The 12,427-nt window shown below is 61.1% G+C and carries 9 protein-coding genes; 7 read left to right on the top strand and 2 right to left on the bottom strand.

The features are described from left to right. The first annotated feature begins 58 nt into the window (after window positions 1–58). Window positions 59–532 (top strand): FHA domain-containing protein, encoded by a 474-nt coding sequence (locus I2G43_RS04635; RefSeq protein WP_055285289.1) that lies wholly within the window; start codon window positions 59–61, stop codon window positions 530–532. 451 nt (window positions 533–983) lie between these two features. Beyond that, complete coding sequence (gene nifJ / locus I2G43_RS04630) at window positions 984–4,523, top strand: pyruvate:ferredoxin (flavodoxin) oxidoreductase (RefSeq protein ID WP_195535271.1); 3,540 nt, start codon at window positions 984–986, stop codon at window positions 4,521–4,523. A 435-nt stretch (window positions 4,524–4,958) separates the two neighbouring features. Here the strand turns inward: nifJ and I2G43_RS04625 are convergent, their stop codons facing one another. Continuing rightward, a complete protein-coding gene (locus tag I2G43_RS04625; RefSeq protein ID WP_195535270.1) occupies window positions 4,959–6,320 on the bottom strand; it encodes an ATP-binding protein in 1,362 nt (453 codons plus the stop codon). A gap of 692 nt (window positions 6,321–7,012) precedes the next feature. On the opposite strand from I2G43_RS04625, the gene arcC reads away from it, so the two are divergent. After that, entirely contained in the window at window positions 7,013–7,975 is a 963-nt protein-coding gene (arcC, locus tag I2G43_RS04620; RefSeq protein WP_006235166.1) for a carbamate kinase, read from the top strand. A 124-nt stretch (window positions 7,976–8,099) separates the two neighbouring features. On the opposite strand, the gene I2G43_RS04615 is transcribed toward arcC, so the two are convergent. Next, window positions 8,100–9,257: an IS110 family transposase gene (locus I2G43_RS04615; RefSeq protein ID WP_195535269.1), complete on the bottom strand. Its 1,158-nt coding sequence runs from the start codon at window positions 9,255–9,257 to the stop codon at window positions 8,100–8,102. Window positions 9,258–9,743: 486 nt separating this feature from the next. Between I2G43_RS04615 and I2G43_RS10705 the strand changes: the two genes are divergently transcribed. From I2G43_RS10705 to I2G43_RS04595, 4 genes are all read left to right on the top strand, one after another. Continuing rightward, window positions 9,744–9,944 (top strand): HTH domain-containing protein, encoded by a 201-nt coding sequence (locus I2G43_RS10705; protein WP_195535268.1) that lies wholly within the window; start codon window positions 9,744–9,746, stop codon window positions 9,942–9,944. Then, window positions 9,877–11,640 carry a BglG family transcription antiterminator gene (locus I2G43_RS04605; protein ID WP_195535267.1) on the top strand — a complete coding sequence of 588 codons (1,764 nt, stop codon included), beginning with the start codon at window positions 9,877–9,879 and terminating at the stop codon, window positions 11,638–11,640. The genes I2G43_RS10705 and I2G43_RS04605 overlap by 68 nt, the downstream gene beginning before the upstream one ends. 119 nt (window positions 11,641–11,759) lie before the next feature. Then, window positions 11,760–12,086 carry a PTS lactose/cellobiose transporter subunit IIA gene (locus I2G43_RS04600; protein ID WP_117757821.1) on the top strand — a complete coding sequence of 109 codons (327 nt, stop codon included), beginning with the start codon at window positions 11,760–11,762 and terminating at the stop codon, window positions 12,084–12,086. 46 nt (window positions 12,087–12,132) lie between these two features. Continuing rightward, entirely contained in the window at window positions 12,133–12,426 is a 294-nt protein-coding gene (locus tag I2G43_RS04595) for a PTS sugar transporter subunit IIB (RefSeq protein WP_117648560.1), read from the top strand. Window position 12,427 lies beyond the last annotated feature (1 nt).

Genomic DNA, 12,427 nt, shown 5'->3' with positions numbered 1-12,427 from the left:
GACTTCGTGGGGCTTACCTGCCTGACGTCGAGGAGTACATCCGCAAGATTCGTTCCCTATGCCGTTTGCTCTCACGCCCGCCTTAGTTCCAAGTCGGGCGAGCCGCCGCGCTCATGCGACCCGTGGCGGCGACACGTCGACGCCGCGCTCGCTGAGCACATCTTCGGTCGCGGGCGAGCACGAGGTCGCGCCGGCGCATCCGCTGGGACTGCTGTGCGTGCAAAACGGCTACGTGGTGAGCGTCCCGCGCTGGATTCAGCCGAGTGAGGAAGGCGTTGAGATCGGCGCGCTGGCAACGGGGGAGGGCGGCATCACCGACGACGTCTCGGCCCGCCATGCCCATATCTGGTGCGACGAGTCTGGCGCATGGTTTGTCGAGGACCTGTCGTCCACTAACGGCACCGTGGTGGTAAACGGGGCCACGAGTGTGTGTATTCAAGTAGAGCCCGGCCGCTCCGCCCAGCTCAACCCCGGCGACGAGCTCAAACTCGGCGAATCCACCACCTACGCCATCCTGCTCGGCGCCCTCTAGCCGGCAGTTAGGGACGTTCCTTTCCTGCCGGTACTTGGGGACACTCCTTGGCGCGTCAGAGCCAGTCGTCCGGGGATGGAGGGACCATTCTGGCCTTTGGCGGTCACCCGAGGTAAACCTTTACCGCCCGCCTATATTTGTCGAAATTACACTTAACGGCGGGGTACAATAAACCCGCATGCGGATTTCCGTTGCGGGCGCTTCCCATCGCCGGGGCGTGCCCGGGAGCATCCGGCATGCGGCCTTTGCGGCGCTCGGTCATGTGCAAGACGGGCGGTCGGGTCTGTGGGGCGCATCAGCTGCCCCTCGCCTCGGCATGTCTTCTCTCCACGCCACGTACCTGCTGCTGAGCCTGCCTGCCAGATGATTGGAAGCAACAGCGTAAATCCCATCACGCCAACATCCCGGCGATCGCCGGGGCCTGTATACCTATATGAGAGGAGAGGGGTATATGGCGCGTAAGTTTAAGTCTATGGACGGCAACGAGGCGGCCGCATATGTTTCGTATGCGTACACCGAGGTAGCGGGAATCTATCCCATTACGCCGTCCAGCCCGATGGCCGACCATGTCGACCAGTGGGCGGCCCAGGGTCGCAAGAACATCTTTGGCACCCCGGTCAAGGTCGTCGAGATGGAGTCCGAGGCAGGTGCAGCCGGTACCGTTCACGGTTCGCTGGGCGCCGGTGCTCTGACCACCACTTACACGGCTTCTCAGGGTTTGCTCCTGATGATCCCGAACATGTACAAGATCGCGGGCGAGCAGCTCCCGGGCGTCTTCCACGTCTCCGCGCGTTGCGTCGCTTCCCACGCCCTGAACATTTTTGGCGATCACTCCGACGTCATGGCTTGTCGTCAGACCGGCTTCGCCATGCTCGCCGAGGGCAACGTCCAGGAGGTCATGGACCTCTCGCCGGTGGCTCACCTTGCCGCCATCGAGGGCAAGACCCCGTTCCTTAACTTCTTCGACGGCTTCCGCACCAGCCACGAGATCCAGAAGGTCGCCATGTGGGACTACAAGGATCTGGCCGAGATGTGCGACATGGACGCCGTCCAGGCTTTCCGCGATCACGCGCTCAACCCTGAGCACCCGCATACCCGCGGTAGCCACGAGAACGGCGACATCTTCTTCCAGAACCGCGAGGCCTGCAACAAGGTCTACGACGAGCTTCCCGCCGTCGTCGAGGGCTACATGAAGAAGATCAACGAGAAGCTCGGCACCGATTACGGCCTGTTCAACTACTACGGCGCTCCCGATGCCGACCGCGTCGTCGTGTGCATGGGCTCCTTCTGCGACGTGCTCGAGGAAGTCATCGACTACCTCAACGCTCACGGCGAGAAGGTCGGCCTGGTCAAGGTTCGCCTGTTCCGTCCGTTCTCCATCAAGCACTTTGTCGACGTTCTCCCCGAGACCGTCCAGAAGATCGCCGTCATGGACCGTACCAAGGAGCCGGGTTCCATCGGCGAGCCGCTCTACCAGGACGTCGTCTCCGCTCTCTACGAGGCCGGCAAGACGGGCATCAAGGTCGTCGGCGGCCGCTATGGCCTGGGCAGCAAGGACACGCCTCCCGCGTCCGCGTTCGCTGTCTTCGAGGAGCTCAAGAAGGACGAGCCCAAGCGCGAGTTCACCATCGGCATTGTCGATGACGTGACCAACCTGAGCCTGCCCGAGGCCGAGGATACGCCCAACACCGCAGCCCCCGGCACCATCGAGTGCAAGTTCTGGGGTCTGGGTGGCGACGGTACCGTCGGCGCCAACAAGAACTCGATCAAGATCATCGGCGACCACACCGACAAGTACGTCCAGGCCTACTTCCAGTACGACTCCAAGAAGACCGGCGGCGTCACCGTCTCGCACCTGCGCTTTGGCGATTCTCCGATCCGTTCGCCGTACTACGTGACCAAGGCCGACTTTGTCGCTTGCCACAACCCCAGCTACATCGTTAAGGGCTTCAAGATGGTCCGCGACGTCAAGCCGGGCGGCACCTTCCTGGTCAACTGCCAGTGGAGCGACGAGGAGTTCGCCGAGCACATGCCCGCCGTGGCCAAGCGCTACATCGCGAACAACAATGTCAACGTCTACCTGATCGACGCTATCGACCTGGCCGCTAAGGTCGGCATGGGCAAGCGCACCAACACGGTGCTCCAGTCCGCCTTCTTCGCGCTGGCCAAGGTCCTGCCCGCCGAGGACGCCCTGCAGTACATGAAGGACGCGGCTACCAAGTCCTACATGAAGAAGGGCCAGGCTATCGTCGACGCCAACCACAAGGCCATCGATGCCGGCGCTACCGCCTTCCGTAAGTTTGAGGTTCCGGCCGACTGGGCTACCGCCGAGGATGCCGCTCCCGTCGAGCTCTCCGAGGAGACCAAGTCCGCTATCGCCCAGCAGGTCAAGAACCTGCTCGAGCCCATCGATCGCATGGACGGCGACAGCCTGCCTGTTTCCGCCTTCGTCGATTGCGCCGACGGCCAGTTTGAGCTGGGCGCCTCCGCATACGAGAAGCGCGGCGTCGCCGTGGTCGTTCCCCACTGGGACGAGACCAAGTGCATCCAGTGCAACCAGTGCGCCTATGTGTGTCCGCATGCCACCATCCGTCCGTTCGCGATGACCGAGGACGAGGCTGCCGCCGCGCCCGAGGCTACCCGCACGCTTGACGCCATGGGCCCCAAGGCCAAGGGCATGAAGTTCACCATGGCCGTGTCCCCGCTCGACTGCATGGGCTGCACCAACTGCGTCAAGGTTTGCCCCAAGGGCGCCCTCGAGATGGTTCCCACCGAGCAGGAGATGGACCAGCAGCCCGTTTGGGACTACATGGTCGAGAACGTCTCCGAGAAGAAGGAGCTCATCGCGGCCAACGTCAAGGGCAGCCAGTTTAAGCAGCCCTACCTGGAGTTCTCGGGCTCCTGCGCCGGCTGTGCCGAGACCGCCTATGCACGTCTGGTGACCCAGGTCGCCGGCGACCGCATGTTCATCTCCAACGCCACCGGCTGCTCCTCCATTTGGGGCAACCCCGCTGCCACCGCTCCTTACTGCAAGGACAAGGACGGTCACGGCCCGGCGTGGAACAACTCCCTGTTCGAGGACAATGCCGAGCACGGTCTGGGCATGGCCGTTGGCTACGAGGCCGTTCAGCGCAAGCTGATCGCCGCCACCCAGGAGATTATCGCCGCTGACGGTCCGTCCGACGAGCTCAAGGCCGCTGGCCAGGCTTGGATCGACTCCGTCAACGATGTCGAGGCTTCCAAGACCGCTGCCGCTGCCTACGTTGCCGAGCTCGAGAAGTGCGGCTGCGACGCTTCCAAGGCGATCCTCGCCGACAAGGCTTACCTCACCAAGAAGTCCTTCTGGATCTTCGGTGGCGACGGTTGGGCCTACGACATCGGCTTCGGTGGCCTGGACCACGTCCTGGCTTCCGGCCACAATGTCAACGTCTTCGTCTTCGACACCGAGGTTTACTCCAACACCGGCGGTCAGGCCTCCAAGGCCTCGAACCTGGGCCAGGTCGCTCAGTTCGCCGCTGCCGGTAAGGTGACCAAGAAGAAGTCTCTGGCCGAGATTGCCATGAGCTACGGCTACGTCTACGTGGCGCAGGTCGCCATGGGCGCCAACCCGGCTCAGACCCTCAAGGCTATCCACGAGGCCGAGGCCTACGACGGCCCGTCCCTCATCATCGGCTACAGCCCCTGCGAGATGCACTCCATCAAGAAGGGCGGCATGCAGAACTGCCAGGCCGAGATGAAGAAGGCTGTCGAGTGCGGTTACTGGAACCTCTTCCGCTTCAACCCCGAGGCTGCTGCCGGCAAGAAGTTCTCGCTCGATTCCAAGGAGCCCGCGGGCGGTTATCAGGAGTTCCTGATGAACGAGGCCCGTTACGCTTCGCTGACGCGTTCCTTCCCCGAGCGTGCCGAGGAGCTCTTCAAGGAGAACGAGCAGGCCGCCATGGACCGCTACGCTCACCTGCTGAAGCTCAAGACGGTGTACAACGAGGCCTAGGTCTCCCACCGCAGGATCTGAGGGCTGACCTTCGCGGACGTCCTCGGACATGAAAGAACCCCCGCTGCGCACTACGTGCGGCGGGGGTTCTTTCGTCCTGCGGAGTGTCCGCGAAGGTTAGCCCTCAGATCCTGCTACGACTACGTCCTCGGATTGTGGGGCTGAATGAAGGACGTGGCTGTGGGGGTGCCTTGTCCCGGTCGCTGTTTCGCGGCGTGGCCGCGAAACCACGCGCCACTTTGGGCATGGAGGGCTAGCTGATTGTGGCCTTCTGCTGCCCCAGTGCTGTTTCGCGCTTTGCGCGAAACATCGCAGCACTTTGGGCATAGTGGGGGAGTTGGTTGTCGCTGCCTTCTATCCCCTTGCTGTTTCGCGCCTTTGGCGCGAAAGGCGCAGTACTTTGGGCGTGGGGGCTGGCTTGCGGACTCAGATGACCTAGAGAGATATGGGTGCAAACGAGAAATCGTTGTTGGGGTCGTCCTTTTCCATAAACTCATCGAGACAGAATGTCATATAGATTGGAACGTAAAGGATCTTGCCCTCTTTGCAAAGGTTTTCGTGGCTCAGCACAACGGCCTCGGGAATTTTGTACTCGCCCACACTCATCAAACGGTCGAGGGCTGCATGTGCTCGAACTTTCTTGCCCGATTTGACTTCGATTGGGACAACATGCCCGAGGGCACCTTCGATTACAAAGTCGACTTCACCGACCTCACGCGTTTGGTAGTACCACGTATCTGCTCCGAGGGCAACGAGTTCCTGTGCGACCACGTTCTCATAGAGGCCGCCGAGGTTGGGGGTTTTCATGTCAAGGTAGACGGCGCGTGCCGTGCTGCCGGGATACCGCGATGCGAGCATACCTGTATCGGACTCGTATAGTTTAAAGGCTGTCGTTTTCTCCGTCCTCTTGAGAGGACTTCGTGCCTCCGTCACCTGGGGGACCATCAATCCAACGCCTGCGTTCACCAGCCATAGGAAATCCTGCTCGTATTTTTGAAGACGAGCTCCCTCGCCTAGAGACGAGACGATAAAGCGATGGGACTCCGCCTCAAGCTGAACGGGAATTTGCTCGAAAATGGAGCGAACGTTAAACGCTCGAGTCGATGCATATTTAGAGATATCGCTTTTGTACTGATCGACTAGCTGAATTTGAAGCTCACGCGTTCTCACGAGCGAATAGCCCGAATCGATATAGTTCTGAACGACCTCTGGCATGCCGCCGCAAACGATATAGGCTCTAAAGTTTTTGAGCATCGCCTCATGAATATAGTTTTCGACGGGACGTCTCTCGACAAGGCAGCTGCGAATGTCTGCAAGCACATTCTCGCTGATGCTGTTTGCCCAACAGAACTCTTCAAAATCCATCGGTCGCATAACAATGTGCTCGACATACCCCACCGGAAAAGAAGAGATCCCCTTAAACTCAGTCCCAAGCATAGACCCCGAGAAGACATAGCTAAAGCGTCCGTCCTCGACCAGCGCCTTCATAAGTGTAACGATCTGCGGATACTCCTGAATCTCATCGACGAAGATAAGCGTGTCTCCTTCAACAAGCGGTGCATCCGCAAGAAGGGCCACACGGTTGATGAAGTCAATGGAGTTCTTAGCGCCAACAAGTACGTCTCTTGCCTCGGCATCGAGTAGCAGATTGACCTCATAATACGAAGCGTAGTTGCTCTTTCCAAACGCGCGAATTGCATAGCTCTTGCCAATCTGACGCGCGCCAGTAACAAGCAACGCTTTATTGGATTTGTTCTTCCAGCTCAAAAGCCTGTCAGTGACCTTACGGCGTAGCATTAAAACCCCTCAATGACAAAAATTGGCAAATAGATTTGACCCTAATCATACAAAAATCGGCAGATAGATTTGACCCAAATCATACAAAAATTGGCAAATAGCAAAGCTCGCTTAGGCCTCAAAGCCAGCGAGCCAGCACGGTACTTTGCGAAAAGGCTGGCGGCGCCGTTGTTGAGGGTGGCCAGGTTGGCAGTGGCGCCGTTAGCGTTCTCGGCTGCTTGGGCGCGCAGGAGCGAAAGGGCGTCGGCAGCGTTCATGCAGAAGCCGACGGTAAAGTTCCATACTGCGAACTCGCAGTCGCTTGCCGCGGGGTGAAGCGCGATCGGCTATCCCTTATGTTGGATGAAAAGCCCCATGTTTTTGCAGGGATGCATACTCGTCAAATTAATGTATAGAATCGCGTATAGTGCGAGTAAGATATTGCGCTGTCCGTTTTGTGTTTAGCAAAGATATAGTTTGCATAATCTGGTCTAATCCCTGCTCTATTTAAATAAAGTTGCACGTAAATGGCGTAGATATACCTGAACTGGGCTTCTTTACGCTGAGCGGGTAAAATCGACCGTTCGCCGCTTAGGTATTTCCAAAATGAATAAAATGAGCGATAAAGAGAATATAAACCCTAATAAACTCGCGTATCGCACGGACGCGGGTTATTAATGGGTTGTAGGCCTTTTACAGAAAGGATTCCAGCAATGTCTAAGCCTCTTGGCAAGCCCGATCGTATTGTCGTCGCCCTCGGCGGCAACGCCCTCGGCAACAACCCCGTCGAGCAGATCGAGGCCGTGAGCAACACCGCCCACGCTCTCCTCGGCCTCATCGAGCAGGGCAACGAGATCATCATCACCCACGGCAACGGCCCGCAGGTCGGCATGATCCAGAACGCCTTCGCCGCCGCCCACGACGCCATCGGCACCCCCGAGATGCCGCTGCCCGAGTGCGGCGCCATGTCCCAGGGCTACATTGGCTATCACCTGCAGCAGGGCATCGGCCGCGAGATGCACAAGCGCTACAAGCGTTGGCACGCCGCCACCGTCGTCACCCAGATCGAGTGCGATCCCGACGATCCCGCGTTCAAGAACCCGACCAAGCCGATCGGCCCCTTCTACACCGAGGAGCAGGCCAAGGAGTTCATGGCCGAGGATCCCTCCAAGGTCTTCGTCGAGGATTCCGGCCGCGGCTGGCGTCGCGTCGTCGCCTCCCCCGATCCCAAGAAGATCGTCGAGGCCGACTCCATCCTCAACCTGCTCGACAACGAGTTCATCGTCATCGCCTGCGGTGGCGGCGGCATCCCCGTCGTCCGCGACTACGAGAACAAGGGCTGCTACAAGGGCGTTCCCGCCGTCATCGACAAGGACCTGGGCGGCGAGCTGCTGGCCGAGGACTGCGACGCCGACGTCCTGTTCCTGCTGACCGCCGTCGAGCACGTCGCCATCAACTTTGGCAAGCCCAACCAGGAGGAGCTCGAGGACCTCACCGCCGACGAGGCCGAGCGCCTGGCCGACGAGGGTCAGTTCGGCAAGGGTTCCATGGAGCCCAAGGTCCGCGCCGCCATCAAGTTCGCCCGCTCCCGCAAGGGCCGCACCTGCATCATCGGCGCCCTGGACAAGGCCGCCGAGACCATGGCCGGCCTCTCCGGTACCCGCATCCACGAGTAGCCCCTACTCCGTTGCCTCTCCCGTGGGCGCCAGGCAAAGCGCCCACAAACTAGCCTCTCTTCATGAGCCCCGCGGTCCGCTCCGACTGCGGGGCTTTTGCTATTCACCTAGTCATTGGGTGTTCCTATAGTTTTGTCAACCGTCGGGGCTGCTCCCGGTAGGGCACCCGGTCGCGCATCACGGCGTATATCGCCCTGAGCCGCTTTCTCGCGACGGCCTTGAGCGCCCGCCCGTGGCCCATGCCCCGCGCCCTGCAGGCCCGGTAGTACTCGCCGTAGCGCCCCGACGACCTGACCAGGCTGTTGCACGAGAAGATCAGCAGGGACTTGAGCCTCGCGTCGCCGCGCCTGGACGCCCTGACCGACCTCACCGACGTGCCGGAGCTTCTCACCCTCGGTGCGATGCCGCAGTACGAGGCCAGGTGGTCGTGGTCTGGGAACCTCCCGATGTCGACCGACACCGCGAGCTGCGCCGCCGTCCTCGGCCCGATGCCGGGCACGGTGAGCAGGCACGCGTAGGTCTCGTCGCCCTCGAGCAGCGCCGCCGTCTCGGCCTCGAGGGCCCCGGCCTCGTCGAGGGCCTCCGATATCCGGGCGGCCAGGAACCTGACCTGCCTGTTCTCGGCCTCGATGAGCGCCGGCGGGGGCGCAGTCGAGGCGGCTGCGGCCTCCCCGGCGGCCTCGGCCTGCGGCCCCTCGGCCCCCGAGCGGGCGATCCCCCACGCCCCGCCGAACCCGGCTAGCAGCTCCAGCCACCGGCGGTCCGACAGGTCGACGGCGGCCTCGAGGGCCGGGCAGGACTCGAGCAGCACGGCGCGCAGGCGGTTCTTGTCCCTGGTCGCGCAGGCGACGACGTGGTCGCGCTGCGACGAGAGGGCGCGCGCGGCCTCGAGGGCCTCGCCGCGGCCCGGGACCCCCGACAGGGAGTCCGGCACGCCCAGGGCGGTCCGCGCGATCACCGCGGCGTCGCGCTCGTCGGTCTTGGCCTCGCCGGCGAACAGCCCTGCGGCGCGGCTGGCGGCGAGGCCGGGCAGGTGGGCGACCCCGAGCCCCGCGGCGCGGGCGCGCCTCACGGCGAGGGACCCTATGTTGCGGAACTGGTCGACCACGACGAGCGTGCCGGCGGGCACGGAGGCGAACAGCGCGTCGAGCTCGGCCTCCCTGTTGCGGACGGGGGCGCTGGACAGCACCTCCCCGTCGCGGTCGATCAGGCAGGCCCAGTGGGAGGACTTGCCGACGTCTAGGCCGAGCACGGCCGCGGGCCTGGTCGATGGCGCTTTCACGGTGGCATCCTTCCGGTAGTCGTTCGACCGGATGGCCTCCCCCTCGGCACTCACATTACCAGCCGCGGCGCCTGCCCGGCACTTTCCTATCAGCCGTCGGGGGCGGCGCGTCCCGCGCCGGCAGCACCCAACAGGCCCTCTCGGGGGCAGGGACGTTCGGCCGTGCGCGGGCGCCCGGTCGGCGGCCCGTTCTGGGCGCGCCTCAATCGTAGCCCGAGACGGGCCCGGGCTGACAATTTCGACTGTAATGGACGTTCTTAAACGACTAGTCAAACAAGAACGTCCACAACGACTACTCATTTAAGTCTGTCCCCAATGACTGCGGAAAGCGCATCTCACACCGGCACATGGCTTTCGGGTCCTTTCTCCGTGCTCCCTATAAGTTCGGCTGGACTCCCCGCAACCTGTTCCGAGTTGGCGGAACGAGCGCGACGTGGAGTGTCATTCTTTACCGCGTTAGACTAGACGCAGGGAAAGGAGGAGGACATGGATGCTCGCGTCAAGCAGCTTGTAAATATGATCGAGGACGCTCAGCCTGTCGCTGTCGCGGTACTTGCCAAGCGTCTCGAGGTAAGCGAGCGCGCCGTGAGAAACTATATCCATCGCGCAAACGACAACCTTGCAGGGGGTTGCACGCATCGTTGGCAGCAAGGGGCAGTATCGTATCGATGTTGCACGTGCAGATGAGCTTGCTCGCTTGCTAGACGGTGCGGCTCAGGCCCATCCGGGCATTCCTGATACGCGCGACGGCCGTGTGTCCTTCCTTCTTAACGACCTCCTCATGCGGTCCCAGTGGGTGACGATTGAGGAGTATGCGGATTTACTCTACGTTTCGGCGCGAACTCTGTCCAATGACATGCGTCTGGTAGAGCAGAAACTCGCCCAATTTGACTTAACGCTCGAAAAGCGCCCACGCTACGGAATCCGCGTTGCGGGCGGGGAGTCGCAACGGCGCCTGTGCCTGGCCTCGCTGGTGAGGCCCGTGTTGCCCGACACCGACGATGCAAAGCTCGCCGAGCGCCTGCGGGCCATCGCCGCATGTGTGGACGATGCCCTGACGGCCTCGCCCGTCACGGTGAGCTCGCTGGCATCCCGCAATCTCATCATGCATCTTTACATTGCTCTTGGCCGCATCGAGCAGGGCTGCTATGTCCCAGCTGCAGAATCGGACGTTCAAAAACTGGAGGGAACGCGCGAATACGCCGCGGCTTTCCAGATTGCCGCAAACATCAAGGATGCCCTGGGCGTGAGCATGCCCCGAGAAGAGGTTGCCTTTATCGCAATCCATTTGCTCGGCAGGGGCACGGGCGTGCCCGAGAAGGGCTCTGCCGTTATCTCGGACGAGATGTGGGAGATTGCTTCCGAGATGGTACGTGCGGTCAACGATGAGTTTAGGTTTGACTTTAGCGGCGATCTTGAACTTCGCATGAACCTTGCTCGGCATATCGGCCCTCTGGGCTATCGCCTTGAATATCACATGCATATGGATAACCCCATGCTGCCCGATATCAAGACGAGGTTTCCGTTGGCCTATTCGATGGCAGCTGGCACCTCGCAGGTACTCGAGCGTCATTTTGGCAGCCAGCCCTCTGATGAAGAGCTCGGCTACATCGCCATGGCATTTGCCCTGGCCCTCGAGCAGCAAGCCGACCAGCCGCGTCGCAAACGCATCCTGATCGTGTGCGCCTCGGGAGCGGGAAGCGCCCGTATGCTCGAGCACCAGTACCGCAAGCAGTTTGGCATGTATATCGATTCGATTGAGACATGCGATGTCGCCCGCGTGGGAACGTTCGATTTTTCGCATATCGACTACGTGTTCACAACGGTGCCGCTCAACGTCAAGTTGCCCGTGCCCGTCCGCGAGGCCGATTTCTTCTTGGAGACGAGCGATGTCAACGCTATCCGCAAGGTGCTGAGCGACGACACTGCGCAATCGGACTCCGTGAGCTCTTTCTTTAGCCGTGCCCTGTTCTTCAACCGCGTTGAGGCGTCGTCGAAGCAGGCCGTTCTCCGATATCTCTCCGAGCGCGCCGTCGAGAGCGGCCGTGTCGATGCCCAGTTTGCCCAAGAGGTCGCCGAGCGCGAGAGCGCGAGCGCCACCTCGTTTGGCAATGGGGTAGCCATGCCCCATGGGATGCATCCCTTGAGCGCCGAGGCCTTTGTTACCGTGGGCCTGCTCGAACATCCCATTCTTTGGGACGAATACGGCCATGAGGTCGATATCGTCTTTATGGTGTCGTTTGCCCGGTCGGGCGGCGATGAGGCGCGGATCTTGAGCTCACTGCTCGCCGAGATCTTTATGGACCGCCAGGGGGTCGAGCGCCTACGCGAGCGCCGGTCCTGGCATGAGCTGATGGCGCTTGTGCAAGCGCATACGGCTTAAGACTTCTTTTGTCGATGACCCTGTCAGTCTACCTGCAATAAACCTCGAGGATTGCGGGCGGGAGATAGGCGTTTCGAATATTCAAGTACAAACCAAACATCACGGGAGAGGAGACCGTTATGGACGATCAGGGAACCGAGATGGTTTCGTTTCAGCTGGTCGCTGCAGCGGGAGAGGCACGCAGCCTTGCCTTCGAAGCCCTTGAAAAGGCAAAGGCGGGGGATTTTGACGCCGCCGCCAAACTCATGAAGCAGTCAAAGGATGCGGGAATCAAGGCTCACCACATCCAAACGCAGCTGCTTTCGACTGAGGCAGCGGGCGAGCATCTGTCGGTGGATGTGTTGCTGGTCCATGCTCAGGACCACCTCATGTGCTCCATGCTTGCTCAGGAGCTCGTGCAGGAGCTGATCTGCCTGTATGAGCGCACTGCAACCAAGAACGCCTAGCGGCGTGCGGTGACTATCCAACCAATCAATGCGAAGGGAATCCCTTATGAAGATCCTTCTTGTTTGCGCAGCTGGTCTGTCTACAAGCATTCTGATGAAGAAACTCGAGAAATATGCGGAGCAAAACGGCATCGAGCTCGATATCGATGCGGTGGGTATCGGCGAGTATCAGGAGACGTGCGCCAATTATGACGTGCTGCTCTTGGGGCCGCAGGTGTCCTACCAGCTCAACACCGTCAAGCAGGGGAGCGGTAAGCCGACCGCGGTCATCCCCGCACAGGACTACGGCATGGGCAACGCCGCCAACGTGCTGGCACTCGCCCAGTCGCTGTTGGGTTAGG

The organism is Collinsella aerofaciens (genome assembly GCF_015557435.1).
GTDB lineage: Bacteria > Actinomycetota > Coriobacteriia > Coriobacteriales > Coriobacteriaceae > Collinsella > Collinsella aerofaciens_Z.
This window is presented reverse-complemented; position numbering and strand designations above follow the sequence as displayed.

What these genes read in the sequence shown, in the direction of transcription:
- I2G43_RS04635 (WP_055285289.1), top strand. Translation starts at nt 59, where the DNA reads ATGCCGTTTGCTCTCACGCCCGCCTTAGTTCCAAGTCGGGCGAGCCGC.
- nifJ (WP_195535271.1), top strand. Translation starts at nt 984, where the DNA reads ATGGCGCGTAAGTTTAAGTCTATGGACGGCAACGAGGCGGCCGCATAT.
- I2G43_RS04625 (WP_195535270.1), bottom strand. Translation starts at nt 6,320, where the DNA reads ATGCTACGCCGTAAGGTCACTGACAGGCTTTTGAGCTGGAAGAACAAA.
- arcC (WP_006235166.1), top strand. Translation starts at nt 7,013, where the DNA reads ATGTCTAAGCCTCTTGGCAAGCCCGATCGTATTGTCGTCGCCCTCGGC.
- I2G43_RS10705 (WP_195535268.1), top strand. Translation starts at nt 9,744, where the DNA reads ATGGATGCTCGCGTCAAGCAGCTTGTAAATATGATCGAGGACGCTCAG.
- I2G43_RS04600 (WP_117757821.1), top strand. Translation starts at nt 11,760, where the DNA reads ATGGACGATCAGGGAACCGAGATGGTTTCGTTTCAGCTGGTCGCTGCA.
- I2G43_RS04595 (WP_117648560.1), top strand. Translation starts at nt 12,133, where the DNA reads ATGAAGATCCTTCTTGTTTGCGCAGCTGGTCTGTCTACAAGCATTCTG.